General features: G+C 46.3%; 18 protein-coding genes. 10 read left to right on the top strand and 8 right to left on the bottom strand.

Going from position 1 to position 24393, the window contains the following annotated elements; genetic code table 11:
* Window positions 1–280: 280 nt before the first annotated feature.
* From CLV42_RS06780 to CLV42_RS34665, 3 genes are all read right to left on the bottom strand, one after another.
* Window positions 281–1492 (bottom strand): FecR family protein, encoded by a 1212-nt coding sequence (locus CLV42_RS06780; protein ID WP_170117414.1) that lies wholly within the window; start codon window positions 1490–1492, stop codon window positions 281–283.
* A gap of 77 nt (window positions 1493–1569) precedes the next feature.
* Entirely contained in the window at window positions 1570–2241 is a 672-nt protein-coding gene (locus CLV42_RS06775; RefSeq protein WP_106601131.1) for an RNA polymerase sigma factor, read from the bottom strand.
* An 8-nt stretch (window positions 2242–2249) separates the two neighbouring features.
* A complete protein-coding gene (locus tag CLV42_RS34665) occupies window positions 2250–5138 on the bottom strand; it encodes a triple tyrosine motif-containing protein (protein WP_106601130.1) in 2889 nt (962 codons plus the stop codon).
* A 283-nt stretch (window positions 5139–5421) separates the two neighbouring features.
* Here CLV42_RS34665 and CLV42_RS06765 point away from each other — a divergent pair, with 283 nt between their 5' ends.
* Window positions 5422–6648: a family 16 glycosylhydrolase gene (locus CLV42_RS06765; protein WP_106601129.1), complete on the top strand. Its 1227-nt coding sequence runs from the start codon at window positions 5422–5424 to the stop codon at window positions 6646–6648.
* A gap of 111 nt (window positions 6649–6759) precedes the next feature.
* Here CLV42_RS06765 and CLV42_RS06760 read toward each other — a convergent pair whose 3' ends face one another.
* Window positions 6760–9108, bottom strand: a complete 2349-nt coding sequence (locus CLV42_RS06760) for a GAF domain-containing protein (protein WP_106601128.1) — start codon at window positions 9106–9108, stop codon at window positions 6760–6762.
* A gap of 192 nt (window positions 9109–9300) precedes the next feature.
* On the opposite strand from CLV42_RS06760, the gene CLV42_RS06755 reads away from it, so the two are divergent.
* On the top strand, window positions 9301–10323 hold the full coding sequence (locus CLV42_RS06755) for a serine hydrolase domain-containing protein (protein ID WP_106601127.1): 1023 nt from the start codon (window positions 9301–9303) through the stop codon (window positions 10321–10323).
* Window positions 10324–10400: 77 nt separating this feature from the next.
* Window positions 10401–11798 (top strand): aminopeptidase P family protein, encoded by a 1398-nt coding sequence (locus tag CLV42_RS06750; RefSeq protein ID WP_106601126.1) that lies wholly within the window; start codon window positions 10401–10403, stop codon window positions 11796–11798.
* Window positions 11799–11862: 64 nt separating this feature from the next.
* On the opposite strand, the gene CLV42_RS06745 is transcribed toward CLV42_RS06750, so the two are convergent.
* The 4 genes from CLV42_RS06745 to CLV42_RS06730 form a co-directional block, all read right to left on the bottom strand.
* Window positions 11863–12411, bottom strand: coding sequence for an anthrone oxygenase family protein (locus CLV42_RS06745; protein WP_106601125.1), 549 nt, complete (start codon window positions 12409–12411; stop codon window positions 11863–11865).
* A complete protein-coding gene (locus CLV42_RS06740; RefSeq protein ID WP_106601124.1) occupies window positions 12408–12719 on the bottom strand; it encodes a c-type cytochrome in 312 nt (103 codons plus the stop codon). The genes CLV42_RS06745 and CLV42_RS06740 overlap by 4 nt, the downstream gene beginning before the upstream one ends.
* Before the next feature lie 132 nt (window positions 12720–12851).
* On the bottom strand, window positions 12852–13445 hold the full coding sequence (locus CLV42_RS06735) for an inclusion body family protein (protein WP_106601123.1): 594 nt from the start codon (window positions 13443–13445) through the stop codon (window positions 12852–12854).
* 399 nt (window positions 13446–13844) lie between these two features.
* Window positions 13845–14090 carry a hypothetical protein gene (locus CLV42_RS06730; protein WP_106601122.1) on the bottom strand — a complete coding sequence of 82 codons (246 nt, stop codon included), beginning with the start codon at window positions 14088–14090 and terminating at the stop codon, window positions 13845–13847.
* 387 nt (window positions 14091–14477) lie between these two features.
* Here CLV42_RS06730 and CLV42_RS06725 point away from each other — a divergent pair, with 387 nt between their 5' ends.
* The 7 genes from CLV42_RS06725 to CLV42_RS06695 all read left to right on the top strand — a co-directional run bounded on the left by CLV42_RS06725 (window position 14478) and on the right by CLV42_RS06695 (window position 24330).
* A complete protein-coding gene (locus CLV42_RS06725) occupies window positions 14478–15236 on the top strand; it encodes a translocation/assembly module TamB domain-containing protein (protein ID WP_106601121.1) in 759 nt (252 codons plus the stop codon).
* A gap of 134 nt (window positions 15237–15370) precedes the next feature.
* Entirely contained in the window at window positions 15371–15961 is a 591-nt protein-coding gene (locus CLV42_RS06720) for a TetR/AcrR family transcriptional regulator (protein ID WP_106601120.1), read from the top strand.
* Between the two features lie 211 nt (window positions 15962–16172).
* Window positions 16173–16784: a TetR/AcrR family transcriptional regulator gene (locus CLV42_RS06715; protein ID WP_106601119.1), complete on the top strand. Its 612-nt coding sequence runs from the start codon at window positions 16173–16175 to the stop codon at window positions 16782–16784.
* A 298-nt stretch (window positions 16785–17082) separates the two neighbouring features.
* Entirely contained in the window at window positions 17083–18117 is a 1035-nt protein-coding gene (locus CLV42_RS06710; protein WP_106601118.1) for a LacI family DNA-binding transcriptional regulator, read from the top strand.
* Between the two features lie 564 nt (window positions 18118–18681).
* Complete coding sequence (locus CLV42_RS06705; RefSeq protein WP_106601117.1) at window positions 18682–21645, top strand: SusC/RagA family TonB-linked outer membrane protein; 2964 nt, start codon at window positions 18682–18684, stop codon at window positions 21643–21645.
* Window positions 21646–21664: 19 nt separating this feature from the next.
* A complete protein-coding gene (locus CLV42_RS06700; RefSeq protein ID WP_106601116.1) occupies window positions 21665–23257 on the top strand; it encodes a RagB/SusD family nutrient uptake outer membrane protein in 1593 nt (530 codons plus the stop codon).
* Between the two features lie 38 nt (window positions 23258–23295).
* Window positions 23296–24330: a SusE domain-containing protein gene (locus tag CLV42_RS06695; RefSeq protein WP_106601115.1), complete on the top strand. Its 1035-nt coding sequence runs from the start codon at window positions 23296–23298 to the stop codon at window positions 24328–24330.
* Window positions 24331–24393 lie beyond the last annotated feature (63 nt).

The raw sequence follows: 24393 nt of genomic DNA, 5'->3' as shown, positions 1-24393 counted from the left end.
ACCTTTGCCAGGTACAATATTTTTCATACTTGTACATTTAGGGATTTACTGATTAAATGACGTAAGTGACATTAATGAAGTAGTCCTTATAGCAGGACCTCAAGTGCAATTGAGGCCCTGCCTTTTGATCAGGACTTACGTTCAGCTGTTCTTGCTCTGTGCTGATCTGTTGGTTGTTTTCCTGTTTTACTACATACGCTGATTGGTTGTTGATGTTAGATATTTGGTTGAGGTGTCAGAAAATGCTTAACCTGTTTTTATTTGTCTTGTTCCCCCATAATTATTTTTTAGGTCCTGGTATTACACTGATATGATCTCCTTCAATCCTGAAATGTACTTCTCCTGTCGCTTCCAGTGTTTCCAGTAATGCGCTGGCAGTTACCTTACGGGATAAGATGCCCTGTAACTCTATATTGTCAACGTTCCCTTCATAACGTATATCCACGTCGTACCACCTGGCTACCTGGCGCATAATGTTCTTAATACCAGTGCGGTTGAAACGGAACTGCCCGTTCTTCCAGGCCAGTACTTCAGACAGGTCTGGTCTGGACGTTCTGAATGTCTGTTCTTCCGGTGCCAGGCTGGCCTGTATGCCGGGTGTCAGTACCGTTGTTGCATCGCCTGCCTCCACCTTTACCGATCCGCTTACCAACGTTGTACGGATGGCATTTTCGTCAGCATAAGCCATGATGTTGAAACCTGTGCCCAATACATGTACATCAAGTCTGCCCGCTTCCACGGTAAAGGGTTTGGCGGCGTCCGGGGCCACTTCGAAATATCCTTCTCCTGTCATTTCCACCCTTCTTTCAGACCCGGTGAATGCCGTAGGATAACGTATGGATGAGGCTGAGTTTAACCAGACCGTTGATCCATCCGGTAATGTCAGTTGGAACTGTCCACCCCGTGGAGTGGACAGTGTGTGGTATTGTACATTGTTCCCTGTCCTCATGTAAGCAATAGCGCCGCTATCTGCTTTAATGATTGTAATACCACCTGGCACGGCAATGTTGCCGTTGGCCTGCTTATCCAATATGATCTGCTGGCCGTTTGCCAGCGTAAGAATTGCTTTGTTGCTACCCGGTTCCAGTACGGTACGTGTTACCATGACTGCCGGTTTGGACTGCTGTTGACGTATTAGCCATATGGCACTGCCTCCCAGCACCAGTAAGGAAGCCGCTGCGGCCCACCAGTAATTACGTTTCCTGATCCTCCTGATAATGGTTTCCTGCCTGTTACTTTCTTCCATGGCACTTACTTCTGCCTGGTAGTAGGCGGTCAGCCGGCTATATATATTATTGACAATCTCTTTATTATCATAGACGGGTTCCTGTACTTCCATGAGTACTGCTTCATGCGCACTTGCCAGCTGTTGCAGTTCCGCTTCGCTTGCTTCCCGGAGGAACCAATGCCGGAATCGGGCTGTCTCCTCCTCAGTAGCTGTCTCTCCCTCCGCCAGTTTTGTAATGTGTAATATGGCTTCAGCTATATTCATATATGACATATACGTATAAAGACGGTCGATGAATAAGAATTTTCACCGGGACAGCATGAAATTTTAAAAAAAGTTTCTCAGGGCTGGAAAAAGAGTATGAGAAGAAGGAGGGTAAAACTAATGCCATTCTTCGCCAGGTAGTCTTTGAGGTAGGTAGTAGCCTGTTGTAATGATTTATGCACGCCGCCTACAGACATGCCCAGCATATCTGCAATTTCCTGTATCGTCATTTCATCTCTTGTACGTAACAGAAAGATCTGGCGTTGCTTTTCGGGGAGTGTGTCCAGGGCCGCCCGGGCGAGGGATTCGTATTGGTCGGTGATCAGTTTGTCGTCGGCACCATAATGCGGTTGTACATAGTCCTTGCTGTATCCTGCCTGTTTCTCTATCAGCGCCTGCTGAGACCTCAGGAAGTCATTGAGGGCATTCCTGGCCATGATGAATACATAGTTCTTAAAGGAACGTACTGTTACAAGCAGTTCTCTCTTCTTCCAGACCTTCAGGAACACTTCCTGGCCTATTTCTTCTACATCATGTTTATCTGCCAGGTACACCTGCAGATAATGTAATATTAGCGGGGAATATGCCTCGTAAAGGCGCGTGAAGGCCTGCCAGTCACCAGCTGCAACATTTTGGAGTAAATTTCTTTCCTCTTCTTCTGCTATCCGTATATGAACAATAGACTCTGACAATGACAATTGTGGTAAAGGCGTAAAGCACAAATATAACCGTTTCCCACTGGTTTTCATACCGGTTTCTACGGGGTATTGGTAACGGCTATCAGGAAATCATACAAACTGGTATCTGCCGGCAGCTCCAGTTTCTTCCGCAGCCGGTACCTGCTGGTTTCTACGCCTCTGACAGAAATACCCAGGGACTGGGCTATTTCTTTTGTCGTCAGGTTGATACGTAGGTAAGCACATAATTTGAGATCGGTGGTGCTCAGGTCAGGATATTTGCGCTTCAGCGTGAACAGGAAATTGTTATGTACCTCATCGAAATGCCGGGAGAACTGCTCCCAGTCCTCGTCATTGTTTTCTGCCTCTTCAAACAGGCGCAGTACCTTTTTGAATATATTATCAGGGGGATCTATCTTCTTTATCGCCGTCAGCAGTTCCTCCTTGATATTCGATAATACTTTACCCCTGTGCAGGAGATACATGGTGGCAGTAGCCAGCTCTTTATTCTTAAAACGAACCTCTGTAGTGAGCTTCTCATTCTGAAGACTGATCAGCTCTTTCTCCCGCTGTTCTTTTTCAAATTTATGCCGCAATATCAGCTGTTCCTGTTTTTGCTGGTAACGGCGTTGCTGTCTTATGAATTTTCTTTTCTGGGAGATATAAGCGCCTAATAGTATCGCTAATCCAAGCAGGACATACCCGCTTCTGGCGAGGGGTGTCTGATACCAGGCCGGTAATATACGGAACGAATACACGGCAGCCTTCGACACATTGCCCAGGTTGTCTTTCGCTTTTACTAAAAAGGTATAGTGACCATAAGGCAGGTTGGTATAGTCTTTTTCGGTTTTAACAGACCACTCACTCCACTGCTGATCAAAACCAGTCAACTTATAACTGTATTCAATGGTATTACCCTGGCTGTATACCGGCGATGCATATTCAAAATGAAAACCGGAAAAGGCATTAGGCATTGCTTTGAAAGAATGTTTTCCCAGGGGATGATATCCGCCAAATAACAGGCTGTCTGTCTTTCCATGGGCGCTCACCTGACTGATGAGCACCAGCGGTTGCTCCCTTGCTTGCCGGTAATGTTTATAGTTGATATGGAACATGCCCTTTTCTGCTCCTACAAAAATATTCTCATCATTATAAGGATACAGGAATTCAAAACCATTGACGATCTGTCCTTTCAGTTCCGGGAAATGTACGATGCTATACGCATGCTCCGGCACTGGTTTATGGAAGTCTATCACACCGGGCATCTTATCAGAGACAAACCAGACGTTGCCGGCAGCATCTTCCGACAGGTATTGCAGACTGGCGTCCTTCAGGATGGGAGACAGCCAGCGGGAGGGTACAAACCGGTCCGTGGCCGCATCATATTCATATGCACCTGCCTGCGTGGCCACGATCATCCTGCCCTTGATCCTGAACACAAAATTGTTGTAGTCTGCCGGTAAGCCGTTCTTCCGGGTGTATAATGTATACCGCAACATCGTGTCCCTGTCGAGGTACATGCGGAATACGCCCCGGTAAGGATGGGATGCCCAGATGATGCTGTCGTCTTCCACCGTCAGGAAGCGCAGGGACTCAAATAATCCCTTTACTGGTCGTCCGGCTGACAAGCCACTTCCTTCCTTACGCATTACTTGTAATCCGTTATAACAACCTGCTACCAGGTAAGACGACAAGGGCTGAAATAACCAGCACCCCGTACATTTGGACAAAGGAACGGCTGTCCCGCCTTTGATCTCAAAAGCCCCTTCATGGTGTCCCATCAGCAGGTGCTGCTCTACCTGCGCAATGCTCCATACCTGCCCGGCAGTATTGTTTACCTGCCGGAAATGGCTTTCCAGGAAACTAAGGTCCCGCTGTTCACCCAGCGGCGTACTGAATACACCATCCGACGTACCGATATACAATTGTTTGTCGAAGACGGTAGCTCCATAAGTAGTGAGATAACGTTTATTATCCGGCAGGATCTGTTTGATGGCGGTATTATATCGTACCATGTCAATGCCGTTGTCCAGTGCCAGCCAGATATTCTTTCCGGGGTCGGTAAAGATCTTCAGCACACTATTGTGTTGCAACCCTTCATTGACGGTAAATCGCTGGATAACAGCGCCTGTTTCCCGGTGTATAATATAACAGCCGCCATAGGAGGTCCCAATCAGCAGCTGCTTGTCTCCCCAGGGTCTTACGCAGTAGATCTGGTTTTGGACGAAAATAGGGGTGGCATTACTTGTAAAAGGGAAGAGGCGTCCCTGGTGTAGTTTGAAAATGCCATTTTTTAAAGTGCAGACCAATAGGGTGTCATTGTCATTCCCTTTGGCCGTTCCTATGATCTCCCTGATCAGTAAGTGCCTGTCGGCAACTTCCTTACAGACCGGCTCCCAGGTATTGTCTTTGAACTGCATCAGCCCCTTGCTCGCATCCTGGGCATATAATCTGTTGTTGGCGCGGCATAGCATCTGCCATTGCATGGTGCCAGGATATATATGCAAATTGTGATGATCATAATAAAATATCTTGGTGGAGCCCCTGAAAAAGACGCCGCCATTATAGAAGACGATATCCCAGATATCCGCAAACTGATCCTTCCGGTCCCTGACGGCCGGTTTGAGGGATGTATAACGTAATACGCCATCCGCATCTGCCAGGTAGTACCCGAAATCGTCCTGTGCACCTACATAGATGCGCCCATCTTTATCCACTTTCACAGAACGCAGCCGGGTATGATTGGGAACTGGCAGCAATTTCCAGGAATGACCATTAAAGGTCATCAGCCCTTCATTATTGGCAAAATAAAGAATGCCATTCCTGTCGATATCCAGGTCCCATGTTTGCCCGCTTCCCGGGTATTGCTGCCGGGTGTAGTTGACAATAGGTGGTAAGCCGATGATCTGTTGTGCCAGGTTATCACTTGTCCATAGGATAGACAGTACAAGCAAAATGAGCTTGTTCATTTTCCATAACGTTTTACTAAAAATATGAATATTATGGTTTGAAGTAGTGCTGACGTAAATAATGTTTATTGATAATCAATCGGCTGTCTTTGTCTTGTAGTAGATTAGACGTACCCCTGAAACGAGGCTGCATGAAAATTACCCTCATCTTTGCCCTGATCTTAAAATAACCTGTTTCCGCGTTATCACATTTTCCTGTCTACGGATGATTTGGGATTGTCACCCATTCCGGTAGCAAGAATGCAGTATGCGGGAACAATGAAAACCGGAATTTTTAAAAACTATGAAAAAACAAACCTTCTCCGGGCTCCTGAGCCTCCTGTTGCTGGCCACCGCCGTAACATCCTGTACGAAAGAAAACCAGGCAGGGCAAACGCCAAAACTCTCTGCCAGCGACAAAGCCGTAGGTGCTGCTGCCGCTGCTAAGTCGTATGACCTGGTATGGTCTGACGAATTTGATGGTACCAGCCTGAATACTTCCAAATGGGGGTATGAAAATGGTAACCTGGGCGTAAACAACGAAAAACAGTTTTACCAGACCCAGAACGTTGCCGTTACCGGCGGTAACCTGGTGATCACTGCCCGTAAAGAAACGGTACAGGGACAGCCTTATACTTCCGGCCGTATCAATAGTAACGGTAAGTTCTCTACACAATATGGCCGTATCGAGGCCCGTATCAAGCTGCCAGGTGTACAGGGCTTATGGCCTGCCTTCTGGATGCTGGGTAACAGTATCAATACCGGCGCTGGCTGGCCTGGTTGTGGTGAGATCGACATCATGGAACAGGTAAACACCAGCAACACCATCCTGGGTACTATCCACTGGTGGAATACTGCCTATACTTACTATAGCGGTAATACCACTACGACTGCGACTGACTTCCATGTGTACGCTATAGAATGGGATGCTTCTTCTATCCACTGGTATGTGGACAATACTGAATATCATATCGCCAACATCCAGAACAACATCAACGGTACAGAGGAATTCCATGCACCGTTCTTCATCCTTCTGAACGTTGCCGTAGGTGGTAACCTGCCTGGCAATAACATCAACGATGGCGCGCTGCCTGCTTCCATGCTGGTAGATTATGTAAGAGTATATAACATTACCCAGAATCCTGGTGGTGGTGGTGCGCCGATCGGCACTACGATCTCTATCAGGGGTAACAACGGTTCTTTCGTGAGTGGCGAGAACGGTCAGCAGGCAATGAACTGTAATCGTCCTACCGCTCAGGGTTGGGAGCAATTCACCATTGTTGATGCAGGTGGTGGTAAAGTAGCCCTTCAGAGCATGGGTAAATATGTTTCTTCTGAAAACGGTACGCAGGCAATAACCTGTAGCCGTACTACCATCCAGGACTGGGAGAAATTCGACTGGATCGATAACGGCGACGGTACCTTCTCTCTGCGCGGCAACAACGGCGCTTACGTTTCTTCTGAGAACGGTGCACAGGCAATGACCTGTAACCGCACTACTGCTCAGGGTTGGGAGAAATTCACCTACTAATCGCACTTTCGCAGGCTTGACGCTATATACTGGCTCATAGCCCCTCCATTACATGCACTATCCTATGGCAATTGCTGTAGGATAGTGTCGTTTTAGAGATGTCCGTATATGCTAATGAACAATCTTCACCCGGATCGCTTTTAACCCCGATACCCCCTGCAGATCCTCGATATCAAACTGTTCAATATCGGCTTCCAGGATCATTTGCGATTGCAGGGTGTTAATATACTGCAGGTATTCCTGCTCTTCCAGACGATTCGAAAACACGATCGTGATCTTCCCCGACTGGGTGATACGCTCGGAAGTATCCTTGATAAAGGCCTTGTCTATCCGCTTTTTCACGATCTCAAACCGCGCATTATAACTCCCGTCCACATCAAAGCGTTTCTCGTCCATGCGGAACCGGATAGCGATAGTGGCATTGTATACCAGGATAAGCGTGGTAACATCCACGGGATAGGGGAGTTCCGCCTTCAGACGATGATGTGCTATTTCCATCTCACAGAGCGTCTTTAACTGCCATAAACGGAGGTCGTACAGCCTTTGAAGACTGAACTGCAATTTGGGAGAGATAGAGGCGCCTATATACAGGTTGTGTTCTATACCGTCGGTTTTGAAGCGCTCATAATAGTGAGGGTATAATACCTGGGCAATGGTCTGATTCCGGTCAATAACATCAGATAACCTATTATTGATAGTGGAGATGGTTGTCTCATACTTCCGCCGCTGCAAATGGAATGCGCCTTTTTCCTTGTCAGTTTCAGCGAAGTAAGCCTGTACCCGGGGATCAGTGGCATAACGTTGTAAAAGCGGATGTACTTCATTCGCCAGGTAAGCCGTGATATATTGCTCCGTACCTGCCCTTAATGGGAAAGTAAGTTCGACCAGGTAGTCCCGAAGCTGCTCCTGTACCTCCCGGAAGGCGTTGATCTGTGGGGATGGATCACTTGTCCCTGACTTGCCGTAAGCGGCTTCCTCGGCCATCACATAGTCAGGATTAATCAGCTGCTTTATTAAAGGACACAGGGTCTTTATCTGCAGTTGCAGGTCCTGCTGCACGCTGGCATTCCTTACCTCTGAAGAGCCTTTGATATCTATCTGTCCATACAGCGGATATACGTCCGGAAATACGATCTCCCGCAATTCATAATCTCTCCCTGTTTCCCGGTGAGCGATCAGCGTTTGTGCTTCTTCCCTGAACTTCCAGTATACACTGCTGTGAATGGCCGTATATTTTTCCTGGATAACGGCCTGCAATTCGTTCTGCATTTCCACCAACAGCCTCTCCATCGTATCGGTGAGGTAGGGCATGACCACTTCCAGCTTATTTGCATTGATACTGTTCAGTTCTTTGGTGCGCAGGGAAAGCAATTCCAATACTCCCAGGAGTTGCCCGTTCTTGACCACCGGCGCCAGTATAAAGCTTTTGATCCCCTGTCGGTGAAAGTAATTACCCAGCATGTTTTCCGGATCGGATGCCACAAATTCGTCCACATCTGAAATAGCAAAGTATTGCTTCCTTCTTATCAGGCAATTGTAAGAGCTGGAACATAACAGCATCTGGGCTTCCTTATGGCTCTGTCCCTGCACAATAAAACTGGTCATATACTGGCTGAAAGGTTCGCTGGCAGTGAACTGGTCTTCCTCCTGGTTATAGAGCGTAAAGCCAACCTTTATATCGGGTATGCGGTAAATGGACCGGAAGATGGATTGCATGTTCTCTTCAAAGCCTGCGGCATTCAATCCCAGTAATCTCTCCTTGAAGATGGACACAGCATTCTCTACCGTGGCATCGTACAGGGTCATAATGGAAAAACCTCTCAGCGTCCAGCTTTCCTTCGGGAACTTTGATTTCCAGAGGTCCAGGTTATCATAGCTGTTCAGTAAAAGGTCAATGTCATCAGCCGTTAGTGTAACCGCCCTTTCTGTAGGCAGGATATCCAGGTAGTCTGCATTGTATAATATCCTGTAGTGTTTAATGACGCCATCCGCCGTAGGAATATCATAAAACAAAGGTCTGCTGAAGTCCAGCGTCGTACCATAGAATTCATTCAGTATCAGACAGCAGCTGAGTACATAGAACTGATGTGCATCGAAATCCCTGATATTGAATGAGAAGTCTGGTCCTGCGGCTTTGAGTATATTTTTAAAACGTGCTGTATGATTGAAGATGAGATCTGTATAGGGAAGATTGATCGCTTTGATTTCATTCATGGTCAGTTCCTGCGGAAAGTAATTGGTCAGCAGGCGATGAATGAGGTCCTCGTTCTTTTCTATCTGTTCATACGTGGTCAGTCCTTCTACCAGTTCAGGGCATTGCGCCACTTCGGCCAGTAAGGCTTTGGCCTGGATGGTTGATTCTCCCACCGACCCCGCTGCCTGTTTTTCCAGTTCCTCAATAATATGGAAAAAACTCAGCTGTATCTGGAATGGACTGTCTGGAAAGGAATGCCGCTTCATGTTGTTATCTTGATCTTACCAGCATAAAATTAGTCATAATTTGCCTGCTTTCGGGCAAACACGCAGGAAACGTTGGTCCGGCCATATAAAGAGGACATTGAGACGAACTTTTTTTACAATGCATGAACGAATGCAGATAATTAATTCGACCTTGCAGGTCATTAAAACCTCACCGCAAAAATTTCCAATCCAATGACCCGGCGCATCCTTTTCCTCATTGCCTTCCTGAGTGCTTTCAGCAGTTCATTTGCACAACAGAAAAACCTTTCCCGCAAACTTGACTCCCTGCTCACGGCCAACACTAAAACGCCTTTTAATGGTGTGGTCGTCGTCAGCCGGGGAGGGAAGACGCTCTATAGTAAGGCCGCAGGTTATGCCAGCTTTGAAAACAAACAACCTGTTAACTGGGATAGCGAATTTATCATCGGCTCTATCAGTAAACAGATCACAGCCGTGATTGTGCTGCAGGAGATGGAAAAAGGACATCTGCAGCTGAATGATCCCATTCACAAATACCTGCCCGATCTGCCGGAAAAATGGGCGGATACAGTGACTATTCATCACCTGTTAACACATACTCATGGTATTACGGCACTTGATAAGCCGCTTGCTTTCACACCCGGCTCCCGTTTTGCGTATGGTTTCATCAGTTATGATCTGTTATCGCAGATAGTGGAGAAAACATCCGACCGGACTTTCCCTGATCTTTGTATGGCCTTGTTTAAACAATGTGGTATGCAGCATAGCTTCCATCCACGGACAAAGCAATACAAAGACCTGGCGCAGGGATATACGCTCGATAAAGAAGGACAGCCACAAAAAGAAGAAAGCATACTGGACGTTTTTGCTGCCGCTGGCGGATTGATTTCTTCCGGAGATGATCTGGTGAGATGGAATAACAGCCTACATGGTGGCAAGCTGTTGTCTGACAAGACTTATCGCCTGATGATCGCTCCGAAGGAAAACGCCTTCAGAGAGCATCTCACATTTGGAACGATAGACTATGGTTATGGTATCACTACTCCGCGGCACACTACTGTACCCGAACTGGCCATGACAGGTGTAGCGCCTGGCTTCATTTCTATGGATGTTTATTTCCCCGGTTCAAAGACCAGCGTGATCGTACTGGAAAACATCGCCAGGAATATGACCAATCTTAAGCAAAGTTTTTATTATCATGAGCAGGTGCTGGAGATTGTGAAAGCAATACAATAGCGGCAACGACTACTTTTTTATTTTGAGTAAACGAAATTACACAACGAAGTACTAAATTCGTGGCTGATTATAAGACTATGCATTTATATCTGTTTGATAAATCCGTTTATAGTAAGCGCAGACAAAAGCTGGCAGCGCAGGTTGGTAAAGGAATCATCCTGTTGATGGGGAATGAAGACAGCAGCATGAACTATGCGGACAATACCTATCCTTTCCGTCAGGACAGTACGTTCATCTATTATGCAGGTATCGATATTCCCGGACTGGCAGTAGTACTGGATACCGAAACAGGAGAGGAGACACTCTTCGGAAGAGAAGCAGGGATTGATGATATTATCTGGACAGGCGCATTACCTTCCCTGCAGGACTTAGCGACTGAAGTTAACATTGCGAAAACCCGTCCTTATGCGCAGCTCGCAGATGTATTGAAAAGTGCACAGACTTCCGGCCGTCGTATACATATCCTGCCGCCTTACCGTCCTGAGAACAAGATCCGGCTGTCAGAATGGTTGCAGCAACCTATCGGTGGCCTGCAGGAATATGCATCCCTGGAATTGATTAAAGCTGTGATTGCGCAGCGGGCCATCAAAGATGAACATGAAGTAGCAGAACTGGAGAAAGCTGTTTCTATCAGTGCTGACATGCACCTGGCAGCTATACAGTATACAAAGCCGGGCATGATGGAATACGAGATCGCTGCCAAAGTAGAAGAAGCAGCACTCGCAGGCGGCGGACGTTTATCATATCCTACCATCCTGACCATCAACGGACAGATCCTGCATAATCACTTCCATGGCAACCGGGTGGCGGAAGGTCATATGATACTCTGCGATGCCGGTGCGGAAAACGTGATGCATTATGCCGGTGACCTGACCAGGACTTTCCCCGTTGGGAAGCAGTTCACTACCCGTCAGCGGGAAGTATACCAGGTGGTACTGGATTCGCTCGATCATGCAGTAAGCCTGCTGAAACCGGGTATTCAATATAAGGAAGTACATACGCAGGCCAGCATAAAACTGGTAGAAGGATTGAAAACACTGGGCCTTATGAAAGGTGATCCTGCAGAAGCAGTGGCAGCCGGTGCACATACCCTGTTCTTCCAGTGTGGTCTTGGTCATATGATGGGACTGGATGTACACGATATGGAAGACCTGGGAGAGCAATATGTAGGCTATACCGATAATTTGAAAAAGAGCACGGAATTTGGCTGGAAGTCTCTTCGCCTGGGACGTGAGCTGCAACCCGGATTTGTACTGACTGTGGAACCCGGTGTGTATGTTATTCCTGAACTGATCGATCGTTGGGTAGCTGAAGATAAACTTAGTAACTTTATAGATTATAAGACGGTAGCATCTTACCGCGACTTCGGCGGTATCCGTATTGAAGATAACTATCTCATCACTGCGGATGGTAACAGAAAGCTGGGTAAAGACCTATCGAAAACAATTGCCGAAATAGAGGCATTACGACAATAACTAACCCATTCATTTAAATAGCAGAGGCGTCTCCTGTAAAGGAGGCGCCTCTTGCGTTAATAGCTTATCTGTACACCACCGGACGTGTTGTCGCTGCCGCAGGACTAAGGCAGGCCAGAATGATCAGGATAAGTGTCACTATGCCAGCAATGGTACGGATGATATTCAGGTTGTTCCAGGGTACTTCAAATCTTGCCCGCTGGGCAGCCAGCTCCTGTACAGAGGCAGATGATAAGTTAAAGGCATCCAGCATATCATTCAGCGGTACATTACCGAACATAGTCACCCCGAAGGTTCCTGCCAGGTACACAACAGATGCCAGCAGCAATAGCCAGAAACGGGCATTCAGTTCAGGGCTATAGTGCAGCCATGTGCTCAATGGCAATAACAGGGCGGTGCCTATGAAGCTCATAAAAAATACGGGGTTCAGGATAGCCCTGTTGATCTGTTGCATGGTTTCAAGATAAGTACTGTCAGATACCCGGGCCAGTCCCGGTACTACAGAACAGGACCATGCATAGAATAGGCCGCTGATCAGCGCTGTGGTGATAGCTGTGATGATCAGCATGATGTGGGAGATAGTAGGCATGTTTGTCGTTTTTACAGGTGTCATATTGCAGGTTTTCTAAGTGTTTTGATGTAAGCAGAGAGTTCATTTATCTGATCGGGTGTCAGCTTCTTTTTAAAGGGCGGCATGACCCTTTTACCATTCATTATCTGTAAAGTGATGGCCGTGTCAGGGAGCAGGCTTTTTTGCAGGTTCCTGGCCCCGAACATACCCCGGGTGCCGTCTGCCCCATGGCAGCGGACACAATGATGCTCGTAGAGGGCTTGTCCGTCTCCCGCATGCCTGGTGCTAAAGCCGGTGGCGAACAGGAAAAGAAGTAGTGGCAATAAAATAATACGCATGGTCCGTTTCATCTTTTTTTATCAAAATTAGATGAGCGGGGAAAGGAAAAATAGAACAAATCCGTCAGTATATAAAAAAGCAGTCCCGCATAAACAGGACTGCTGTAATAAAACTTTCAATATGTGCTATGGTAAAAAGCGTGATTATTTTACATCGATCTGTGGATCAAACCAGAAGTAATCATATAGCACCTGGTTTTCGCCGGTATCGTCCAGTGTATACAGGGCAAATTTCAAACCGAGTTGTTCTTTACCCTGGCTGGCCACCTTACTATCATATGAGAAGAAGGTTACCGGTTGCACTGTTGGCGGCAGGCCATCCTGACTGGCAGGGTTAGGCAGCACGGCACCGGTCCTGGTTTCCATTGTTGCATGGAAGACATTAAATACGTTGATGCCATTCAGTGATGATACATCATAGAGAATAACGGCAGACTGTGAATTACCGGAAACAGTCATCGCGTGGAAAGAAACCCAGTCGCCCACATTTGCCTTGAACTCGAGATTAGCAGGGTCATTATTAATATTTCCTACATAGTTCTCGATATTACACAACATGGTAATGCCTTCGTGGTGGTTAAGGCCTGTGGGATTGTCCTTACGGGCATTAGGGTTCTTTGGGTAAACTGCAGTAATAGCGTCGCTATCAACAATCACCATTATGTTGACGATGGTACCTGCTGTAGACTTTTCTAATTTTCTCACTTTTGGGCTGGGCGCTTGCGCTGTGCTTGACATAACATATGGTTTAAAATATTACCTACTCTGTTCTGGCTTTTCGGTATCCGCCATAGAAGTACTTATATGTATAAGTGATACATACCGGGTAAAAGAAAACTGATCATCCGCCAACGGGGAAGCAGTCATAAAAAGACATGAAAAGAGATCACCCTGCTGCAGGGTTTAATGGTGACCTGTAGTGAATATGTCCTGGTTATTTAGTGGTTTATACTATGTTGTGATGCATGGATGTTTTTCATGGTTGTTTTGGTAAATAAGGTTTTGGAGGTCTATGTATTCGGCTACTTGAGTTAGTAAGTTTTTTACACTGTTAAATAACAGTGCTTGTTTTCGTTTTGTTCGATGATAAAAAAGAATTTATGAAAAAGAGGTATAGGGAAATATACTTATTTGTTTTTATTCCCTGCTCGGGGTGACTTCATAAAGCCTGCTGGCAATCTCCTGTTCCAGGGCCATAGACAGCTCTGTTGCAACCTCACCAATGGGCGCATATCGCAATGTGTCTTCGTCCCAGGCAAAGATGAAGGTCTCGCTGCCATTAAAACTTACATTATAACGCAGTTCATCATTAAATGAAAAAGGTTCCGCTTTCACCATGTATGGCACTCCGTCAACCAATAAGTTGAATGATAATTTCTTCATAGTTATCCTTTTCGGGAATTGCCACAATAATCAGACCTTACTAACGATCCCTTCCATTGATTTGAAAATTATTACTGTGACAAGTATCGACATATTTCCACACTCTGACTGCAAAAGGAGACAGTGCAATAAAAATGGCGGTATAAACAGTTCACTCCGAAAACGAGTAGTTTTCTTCTATTGCATTAATAATAATGGTGTTATGAAGACTTGCGGTACGAAAATTGTATGATGCAAGGCAACCTGAAATACCAGCTAAGACCCGTATTAAAACCATATGTCACAAAGAGAGTCAGTAGCACTTACTGTTATTTCCAGGGGAAAACATATCGAATTGTAAAACCTTCTTACCTCTATTTTATTGGAAACAATTAAACCAATTAACTCATGAAAAAATCCTTTTTTCAGTTATGTGCAGCTGTTACCCTGGTTGCTGTACTATTCTCTGCATGTTCGAAACAAAGCTCCAATGAAAATGTAGCACCGCCAGCGAAAGATGGTAAAGCCACCGTCGATTACCGGATCCAGGCAATCAATCCTACAGGCTCAGTAGCAGCAGATGCCGCAGGAAAAGAACGGCTGGGCAGAATTATGAACGATCCGTCTGTGGCGTCTTTTCCATCCCTTCGGTTTGATTTTACCTGGGATAGTATTAAGATCAGATTCAGGGAACTGAAATTCGAAGCTAAAAACGGTCCGGATGAAATTAACCTGAGTATTAAAAGCGACAGGTTTATCGACATCCTCGACAGCACTGAACTGGGTAGCCTTATGTTGCCTTTGGGTAACTTCCAGAAGGTGAAATTGTATGTACGTGTGCAGGGAGATTCAGTTAAACCTGCCTTCCTGATGAACGGAAGGATCACATGGCGCGGAACAGATATTCCTGTTATCGTGAAGGTAACCGGAAAGGTTGAGCTGACCGCTACAGGCAAAGATGTATCAATCGGTACTGATGGTATTACCTTCGATGGTAAGCTGAAACTGGACCTGAACCTTGTAATGACCAAACTGCAGATCGGCGACTTTACAGGCTCCTTCACCGGTGGAAAGCTCGTGCTCAATATCGATGCTGATCTCGATTCCAACAACAAGCTGAAGTCAGCACTTGAAACAAGTATGTCAGTGGAACATACGCCACGTTAAGATAAGTCATGTTAGTAATAATATAAACCATGTGGTAAAAGGGGAAGGCCGTCTCGCTTTGCGGGGCGGCCTTTTAAAATAAATTTGTCAGGTAAGACTATTTAGTCTATTTTAGACAGTGTAAATTAACGTAAATGAAGAAGTCAGAAAGGACGAGGCAGTTTATTATTGAACAGGCGGCGGATTTATTTAATGAGAAAGGGATTGCAGGCACCTCCATTGATGAGATCCTGCAGGCGGCGAAAGTAGCAAAAGGATGTCTGTATGGACATTTCCAGAGCAAAGATGAATTAGCTTCTGCCAGTGCAGAATATCTGCTCGACAAAGTGACTACTCACAGAAATCGTTTAATGCAGGAACAGCAAACATCCATCGGGAAGCTGACTGTTTTTGCGGAAATAAATGCGAATCCACTGAATGGTTTTATACACGGTGGATGCCCGATCCTGAACTTTGCCGTAGACACGGATGATACTAATCCTGCTATTAAGGAAAAGGTGCGGTCCGTAGTCAACCAGACGCTCAAAATGCTGACCGGTATCGTAAAAGAAGGCGTGAAGGCAGGAGAACTTTCTCCGTCAATCAATGCAGATGAGATGGCGGTAAAGATGTTCTCAACAGTAGAAGGGGCCATCATGATGTCCCGTGTAACGGGTAGTCCGTTACCAATGAAAACAGCAGTGAAAGCTATGAAAAAAGAACTGGCATCGTACAGTCTTGTCTAAAACGTACTCACGCAATTAACGTAAACAGCCTTGGGAATGGCTGTTTTTTTTCTTTTATACAAGAGACTAAATAGTCTATTTCAGGTGACGTGCATGCACGGTCATGCGGTTGGTCTTACGCCTTAGGCGCCTGGGACCAGGGGAATGCTTTGCTTTTTTACAACAAAATATACCGGGTTAGCCGGGAAATAAACCGATAATAATAATTGTTATGGGAGTAAAAGAAAGAAGGCTTCGTCTGAAAGAAGAAAGCCGCACTAATATTCTGGATGCTGCATTGAGCATTGCTAAAGCACGTGGCTGGCAAGCCGTAAGCATGCGCAAAATAGCCGACATGATCAAGCATACACCGCCGGTGATCTATGACTATTTTCTGAACAAAGAGGCTATCCTGATGGACCTGGCCAGAATGGGGTTTGCTCAACTGAGCGGGAACATTCACAGGGCACAACTGGAACATGATTTGCCGGAGAAACAGCTGGAAAGCATGTGGACGGCATACTGGGACTATGCATTCGCAGAAAAGGAACTGTATCAGTTGATGTTTGGAATAAACACCCAGGGTTGCTGCGATAACAGTAATATGCCCGAAGTAGAAGCGCTTGCTGCATTGTTTGGAAATGTGATCAGGCAAGTCCTGCCCACAGAGCAACAATCCGACGAACATGTGTCTGTCATATACTACTTCATGTGGTCGGCGGTACATGGTCTGATATCCATTAACGTGGTATATAAACATAACAGGGACGATTTTAATCAACAGGTGTTACTGAATGCTGTCAGAAATGTAACCGCTTTTTTGCTCATTAACCCTTATGAATAGGCTCATGTACCCATTCTTCCATATCACTATACCGTCATTTCCATATCATTTCACCGTCATTTCTATATCGAATCGATATAGAAATGTCGGTAAAGTGATATGGAAATGACGGTATAGCGATATGGAGATATAGGAACTTCATCGAACTCACAAGGGATACAGGTCGAAAAAAGATGGAAAATCTGTCATATTCCGGCGGGGAAAATGCCGGTATCATGCCGCGGAGATACAGAAATCAGCAGTAGCTTCGGCAAAATTTGACTAATTTGCCAGTTCAGCCTATCTAAACAACTTTAGCATGGATCGCGTCGATATCAAAAGATTAGCGGAAAAACTGAATTTATCCACCTCTACAGTTTCCCGGGCGTTCAGAGGCAACAGTGACATTAATCCCGAGACGAAGGCCAGGATCCTTTCCATGGCGAAAGAGTTCAATTATCAGCCTAACCACCACGCCAGTAACCTGCGGGAGAAGAAGAGCAAGACCATTGCTATCATCGTTCCCGAACTGGCCAATAACTTCTTTTCCCAGGCCATCCACGGCATAGAACGCGTGGCGCGGGAGAAGGGCTATCATACGCTGATCTATGTGACCGACGATGAGTACCAGAAAGAAGTGACCTTCATCGATAAGCTCTATAATGGCCGTGTAGACGGTATCATCATGTCGGCATCAGGCGAGGCGGATGACCACCAGTACCTCAACCGGCTTGATAATAAACATATCCCTCTGGTATTCTTCGATAGGGTGTACGATGATATCGATGTACCCAAAGTCACTACAGACGACTATGACAGTAGCTTTGCTGCTACCCGTCACCTGATAGAAATGGGCTGTAAGGAGATCGCTTTTCTTGTGATCAATAAAAGCCTGTCTATCGGTAATGTCCGTATGCAGGGCTATCGCGATGCCCTGAAAGATGCGGGGATCGAATATGATACACAACTGGTGATAGATTGCACCAACGACTATGACCAGAACTTTGAGATCCTGTCCAAAGTCTTGCCGGAGCGACGCCCCGACGGCTTACTGGCATCTGTAGAGCGTCTGGCTATCTCCAGCTATTACGTATGCCATCATTTGGGAATCCAGATCCCGGAAGAGATCAAGATCGTCAGCTTCTCCAGCCTGGAAATTGCCTCCCTGCTGAATCCTGCCCTGTCTACCATTACCCAGCCGGCATATGACCTGGGAACGAACGCCGCGCAGTTGCTTTTTAAAGCCCTGGAAAGTGATACCCCCATCAATGACCATGTCGTTTTAAGTTCAAAACTCATCCCCAGAACATCCTCCACCGGGGTAAAAACAATACCCGAGAGCGAGGCTGAATAGAAAGAAAGAAAATGAAAGCGGTATCCTTTGCCTTCTCTTATAGTGATTTTTCTTTAATAGACTGTTTATCAACTGTTTAATGCTGATTTAACTTATCTTGTCAGACATTCCCGTTATCATTTTTTAACTTTTTTTTAAAAAAAGTGTTTCGAAATGTTACAGTATTCACGAAATACTCTACTTTAGCAAAAGTGTTCCACGTTCCGGGAACGTTCCCGGAAATGAAAATCAAAAGCAAAATGAATCCTACGTAGAGAAAAATGACAGCATTTAACAGTCCGGGTCACGGCATCCGGGAGGTCGGGAAAAAGGGGTAGCATCCCTCCGGATCATCCGGGAGAAAAATCACTGGTCCACGGAACGTAACTAACTTAACTATTGAACTTCCGGAATAGATTCCGGATCTCTTACAGCCGGTACAACATCAGTCTCCGGTTCCATCAGAACGACAAAAAATTCATAGTCGTCGCATCCAACTGGATTCGACAGGGGGAGACTTTTGCTCAAAGGGTCTTACGGTGAACTATTGTGAAACAAATTTCTTATCAACTAATCAATCGATCAATGAAAAGAACACGCTTTGCCAGTTTTGCATTTCTGCTGTGCTTTGTGTTGATGTCCTTTTTTACCTATGCACAATCGGGCAGTATCAGCGGAAAAGTGACAGACGAAACAGGGCAGCCTATTCCCGGCGCCACCGTCTTCATTAAAGGCACCAGCAAAAATGCTACGGCTGATGCCCAGGGAAACTTCACCATTACTGGTGTTACACCCGGCAATATGGTCGTGGTAGCACGTATCATGGGTTATGAAACGTTTGAACTGCCAGTTAATGCTGGCAACAATACAGCACCGCTTACTTTCCAGTTAAAGGCGGATACCAAGGGGCTGAATGAAATAGTAGTGGTGGGTTATGGTACACAGAAAAAGAGTGACCTGACAGGTTCCATTGCGGTTGTTTCTACCAAAGATTTCAACAAAGGGCCATTATCATCTCCTGAACAGCTGATTACCGGTAAGGTGCCTGGTGTGCAGATCACCTCCAACGGTGGCGCTCCCGGTGCTGGTAGTACCATCCGCGTACGTGGTGGTGCTTCCCTCAATGCGACCAACGATCCGCTGATCATTGTGGATGGTGTGCCCCTGGATAATAATAACGTGAGCGGACAGTCCAATGGCTTAAGCCTTATCAATCCGAATGATATTGAGTCATTCAACGTACTGAAAGACGCTTCTGCCACCGCTATCTATGGTTCCCGTGCCTCTAATGGTGTGATCATCATCACGACCAAGAAAGGTCGCCTGGGCGATAAACTCCATGTGTCTTTCAGCTCTACCAACGCGGTGGCCAAAGTAACCAGCTATTCACCGGTATTGACGGCCAGTGAGTTTACCGATGTGGTAAAGGCAAACGGTACCGCAGCACAGATCGCGCTGTTAGGAAAAGCCAATACCGATTGGCAGAAACAGATCTATCAGTCTGCACTCAGCTCTGATAATAACCTGGCCCTGAGCGGCTCCTGGAAGAAACTGCCTTACCGTATATCAGTTGGTTACCTGAACCAGGACGGTATCCTGAAAAATTCCAACCTGGAAAGAAAGTCTGCCAGCATCAACCTGTCACCCAGTTTATTTGATGATCATCTGAAGATAAATATGAACGTAAAAGGCTCTCTCGCTGATAACCGTTTTGCAGACCAGACTGCTATCAACGCGGCCATAGCGTTCGATCCTACGCAGCCTGTACGCACCGGTGGTAAAGACTTTGGTGGTTACTACGAATGGCTGTATAACGGCAAGCTGTATGACTTGGCCACAAAAAATCCCCTCGCTAACCTTGAACAGAAAGTAGATAAATCCGAAGTAAAAAGAAGTATCGGTAATATCCAGTTTGACTATAAGTTCCACTTCCTGCCTGAACTGCGTGCTAACCTGAACCTGGGTTACGACTACCAGAAAGGAGAGGGCAATACCAATATTCCTAAGTATGCTGCATTAGCCTACTACAATGGCAAGGGCGGTTCTTACAAGCATTATTCACAGGAGATGAAGAACAAACTGCTCGACTTCTACCTGAACTATGCCAAAGACCTGAAGGGCATCAAAAGCCGTATAGATGTAATGGCCGGTTATTCTTACCAGGATTTCATCATTGCCACACCTGGTTATCCTGTAAAGGATGAAGCAGGCGATACTACCACTGCTGCTGGTAACTACAGTGAAGCACAGCATACACTGGTATCTTTCTTTGGTCGTTTGAATTATACTTTCAATGACAAATACCTGCTCACCTTCACGATGCGTCGCGATGGTACTTCCCGTTTCCGTGAGCACTGGGGTAACTTCCCTTCTGTAGCTTTTGCATGGAAACTGAAAGAGGAAGCTTTCCTGAAGAATTCCAGCGTACTGTCTGACCTGAAACTGAGACTGGGTTATGGTAAGACCGGTCAGGAAAACATTGGTATGGGTAAGGAATATGCGGCATTGTCCCGTTATACTTATGGTGACGCGAATTCCTCTTATCAATTAGGTGATGCTTTCTACAAGACATTGCGTGCTGCTGGTTATGACCAGAATATCAAATGGGAACAGACTGCCACTTACAACGTAGCGCTGGATTATGGTTTCCTGAATAACAGGATCTCTGGTAGTGTAGACTTCTACTATAAAAAGACCACTGACCTGCTGGCTGATGTGACCACACCTGCCGGTACGAACCTGACCAATACCCTGTATACCAACATCGGTAGCCTCGAGAACAGGGGCGTGGAATTCATCATCAACGCCACGCCGGTAGAGACCAAAGACTTCCGCTGGAATGCAGGTTTCAACATCACTTACAACAAGAACAAAATACTTTCCCTCTCCAAAGCAAAGGCAGATACTTCGGTAGGTATTGCTACGGGTGGTATCAGCGGTGGTACGGGAAACACGATACAGATCAACTCTGTAGGACACCAGATCAATTCTTTCTATGTATATAAACAGGTGTACGACAAGAACGGCAAGCCGATAGAAGGTGTATATGAAGATACCAATGGTGATGGTGCCATCACTTCTGATGATAAATACCGTTACAAATCTTCTAATCCGCTTGTATACCTGAGCTTCAATTCACAGTTCAATTACAGGAAATGGAACCTGGGTTTCAGCATGCGTAGTAACCTCGGTAACTATATCTACAATAACCAGGCTTCCAATAACGGGTCTTACAAGACTTTCCAGAACAGTAACTACCTGGCTAACCTGTCCAGAAGTGTGTTGTCAACAAAGTTTGCAACCACCCAGTACTGGTCTGACTACTACGTGGAAAATGGTTCATTCCTCCGCATGGATTACATCAATCTCGGTTATGATTTCGGTCGCCTGATGCATGACAAAGTGGGATTACGCCTGAACTTCAACGTACAGAACGTATTTGTGATCACGAAGTATAGCGGCCAGGATCCGGAAGTGTTCAGTGGTATAGATGATAAGTTCTATCCCCGTCCGCGTGTGTATTCTTTAGGTGTTAACCTTGATTTTTAATTAACAAACAGGAAACGTTATGACCAAGAAATTCATCTATCAGATAGTACTGGCCGGCGCAATGGCATGGGGACTGGCTTCCTGTACCAAGGACCTGGACCGTACACCCATTACAGAAGCTACTTCTGCCAGTATATATAAAGACTTTACCAATTACAAGGCCATCCTTGCCAAATTGTATGGTGGCTTCTCTGTGACCGGACAGGTAGGGCCTACCGGTAGTGCTGATATCAGTGGTATTGATGAAGGTACTTCCAGCTACATCCGTGGTTATTTCCAGATGCAGGAACTACCGACTGATGAAGCTGTGATCGGCTGGAATGATGGTACCGTGCAGGATTTCCATAAGATGACCTGGACAGCAGACGATAACTTCATCAATGCGATGTTCTCCCGTCTGTTCTACCAGATAGCGCAGTGTAATGAGTTCATCAGGCAGACTGCTGATGCTAACCTGAGCAGCAATGGTATTGCAGAAAAAGACCAGGAGACAGCAAGGACTTTCCGCGCAGAAGCCCGCTTCCTGCGTGCCTTGACTTACTATCATGCCCTGGACCTGTTTGGCAGTGTACCATTTGTGACTGACAGTAACCAGGTGGCGTACTATTATCCAAACCAGATCTCCCGTGCAGACCTGTTTGCCTATGTTGAACGCGAGCTGAAAGATATAGAAGCGCAGATGGTGGACGCGCATACCAATGAATATGGCCGTGCAGATAAAGCCTGTGTATGGGCATTGCTGGCGAAGTTATACCTGAATGCTACAGTATATACCGGTACCGACCGTTATACAGATGCGATCACCTACAGCAGTAAAGTGATCACTTCAGGATATACGCTGGCCACCAGTTATGCAAATATGTTCAAGGCGGATAACAACGCAACGTCTAAGTCTGAATTCCTGCTCACCGCCAACTTCGACGGTACACGTACACAGACGTATGGTGGTACTACGTACCTGGTGCATGCTGCAGTGGGCGGTAGTATGAATGCGGCAGATTTCGGTGTGAACAGTGGCTGGGGTGGTTTACGAACCACCAGCGCTTTCGTGAGCCTGTTTTCAGATATCACCGGCGCCACTGATAAACGTGCTATGTTCTATACAGATGGTCAGAACAAGACCATTGCCGACCTGGCTACATTTACCGATGGTTATGCTATTACCAAATGGTCCAATAAAACATCCAAAGGTGCGGATGGTTCCAATTCTACTTTCGTAGATACCGACTTCCCTTTAATGCGTCTGGCTGAAATGTACCTGACCTATGCAGAAGCGGTATTGCGTGGTGGCAGCGGTGGCAGTACCACTACTGCACTGGCCTATATCAATGCATTGCGTGAAAGGGCCTATGGCAGTACTACCGGCAACATCACCGCAGGTGAATTGAACCTGAAGTTCATCCTGGAAGAAAGAGGTCGTGAACTGTACTGGGAAGGACATCGCAGAACAGACCTGATCCGTTATGGCCTGTTCACCGGCAGCACTTATGTATGGCCGTTCAAAGGTGGCGTAGCAGCAGGTACTTCCGTGGCGGATTTCCGCACCATATACCCGCTACCTACCAGTGCACTGGTGGCTAATCCTAACCTGAAACAGAACGGGAACTATTAATCGCAAACAGCATCTAACAATATCAAAATACTTGCATCATGAATGCCTGGTTGAATAAAATAATAGCGGGAAGTATTTGTGTGGTGGGATTATTCTCCTGTAAAAAACAGGACAGCTTTACGCAGGTGAAGACCGGCACTAAACCTGCCTTCTCTGCTACCGCTACAGACTTCACTTTTTCAGAAGCTACCGCAGGAGATGATGCGGTAACTTATTCCTGGACAGCCTCCGGCGACTGGGGATACAGGGCCGTAGTCAACTATACCTTACAGATCGATGAGAAAGGCAATGGCTTCAGAAAGCCGACAGAAGCCTTCAGTGCCAATAACAGCCTGAGTAAAAAATTCACGGTGGCCGCGTTGAACCAGATCATCAACAATATGGGACTGGCAGCAGGACGTCAGCATGAACTGGTGGTTCGTGTAAAGGCTGCTGTGGACACCGTAGGTGATCAGGTGTATTCTGACAGTGTACTGCTGACAGTTACACCGTACTACGTACCAAAAGTATACCCTTATGTATATGTGCCCGGTGGCTATGAAGGATGGTCTTTTGATGATCCACGCCTGGGCGCATTGGCCTCTGTGAACAGCGACAAAGTATATGAAGGTTACCTCTATTTTCCTGATGCCAATACCGAGTTTAAAGTAGCAGCCGCAAAAAGCTGGGACGTTAACTATGGCGACGCTGGTGGTGGCTCGCTGGTAGCTAATGGCGGAAACATTAAAGCGGCGGAAGCAGGTTATTACCGGTTCACCGTTAATCTGAACACCCTGACCTGGTCGCTGACCAATACCGCCTGGAGTCTCACGGGCAGTGCTGCCGGAGGCGCAGACAAGGCGATGACCTTTAATGCGGCTACTAAGAAGTGGAGTATTACAACCGCCCTACAGGCAGGTAGCTTTTACTTCAGGGCGAACAACGCCAACACGATCGCTTTAAGTGATGATGATAATAATGGAGTGCTGACAGCAGGTAGTGCAGGTGCTATCAGTATTGAGACCGCCGGAACGTATACCATTACAATGGACCTCAACAATCCAGGCAACTACATTTATACACTAGCTCAATAGTAAGGATTGATTGCATGATATATGCAGCCCGGTCGCTTGCTCCGGGCTGCACTATTTAAAACA

Source organism: Chitinophaga ginsengisoli (assembly GCF_003014595.1).
GTDB classification, from domain to species: Bacteria; Bacteroidota; Bacteroidia; order Chitinophagales; family Chitinophagaceae; genus Chitinophaga; species Chitinophaga ginsengisoli.
The sequence above is the reverse complement of the archived record's forward strand: the minus strand, read 5'-3'. Positions and strand labels throughout refer to the sequence as shown.

Excerpts from the sequence above, each read along its gene's own strand:
- CLV42_RS06780 (WP_170117414.1), bottom strand. The coding sequence starts at position 1,492 with ATGAATATAGCTGAAGCCATATTACACATTACAAAACTGGCGGAGGGA.
- CLV42_RS06775 (WP_106601131.1), bottom strand. The coding sequence starts at position 2,241 with ATGAAAACCAGTGGGAAACGGTTATATTTGTGCTTTACGCCTTTACCA.
- CLV42_RS34665 (WP_106601130.1), bottom strand. The coding sequence starts at position 5,138 with ATGAACAAGCTCATTTTGCTTGTACTGTCTATCCTATGGACAAGTGAT.
- CLV42_RS06765 (WP_106601129.1), top strand. The coding sequence starts at position 5,422 with ATGAAAAAACAAACCTTCTCCGGGCTCCTGAGCCTCCTGTTGCTGGCC.
- CLV42_RS06760 (WP_106601128.1), bottom strand. The coding sequence starts at position 9,108 with ATGAAGCGGCATTCCTTTCCAGACAGTCCATTCCAGATACAGCTGAGT.
- CLV42_RS06755 (WP_106601127.1), top strand. The coding sequence starts at position 9,301 with ATGACCCGGCGCATCCTTTTCCTCATTGCCTTCCTGAGTGCTTTCAGC.
- CLV42_RS06750 (WP_106601126.1), top strand. The coding sequence starts at position 10,401 with ATGCATTTATATCTGTTTGATAAATCCGTTTATAGTAAGCGCAGACAA.
- CLV42_RS06745 (WP_106601125.1), bottom strand. The coding sequence starts at position 12,411 with ATGACACCTGTAAAAACGACAAACATGCCTACTATCTCCCACATCATG.
- CLV42_RS06740 (WP_106601124.1), bottom strand. The coding sequence starts at position 12,719 with ATGAAACGGACCATGCGTATTATTTTATTGCCACTACTTCTTTTCCTG.
- CLV42_RS06735 (WP_106601123.1), bottom strand. The coding sequence starts at position 13,445 with ATGTCAAGCACAGCGCAAGCGCCCAGCCCAAAAGTGAGAAAATTAGAA.
- CLV42_RS06730 (WP_106601122.1), bottom strand. The coding sequence starts at position 14,090 with ATGAAGAAATTATCATTCAACTTATTGGTTGACGGAGTGCCATACATG.
- CLV42_RS06725 (WP_106601121.1), top strand. The coding sequence starts at position 14,478 with ATGAAAAAATCCTTTTTTCAGTTATGTGCAGCTGTTACCCTGGTTGCT.
- CLV42_RS06720 (WP_106601120.1), top strand. The coding sequence starts at position 15,371 with ATGAAGAAGTCAGAAAGGACGAGGCAGTTTATTATTGAACAGGCGGCG.
- CLV42_RS06715 (WP_106601119.1), top strand. The coding sequence starts at position 16,173 with ATGGGAGTAAAAGAAAGAAGGCTTCGTCTGAAAGAAGAAAGCCGCACT.
- CLV42_RS06710 (WP_106601118.1), top strand. The coding sequence starts at position 17,083 with ATGGATCGCGTCGATATCAAAAGATTAGCGGAAAAACTGAATTTATCC.
- CLV42_RS06705 (WP_106601117.1), top strand. The coding sequence starts at position 18,682 with ATGAAAAGAACACGCTTTGCCAGTTTTGCATTTCTGCTGTGCTTTGTG.
- CLV42_RS06700 (WP_106601116.1), top strand. The coding sequence starts at position 21,665 with ATGACCAAGAAATTCATCTATCAGATAGTACTGGCCGGCGCAATGGCA.
- CLV42_RS06695 (WP_106601115.1), top strand. The coding sequence starts at position 23,296 with ATGAATGCCTGGTTGAATAAAATAATAGCGGGAAGTATTTGTGTGGTG.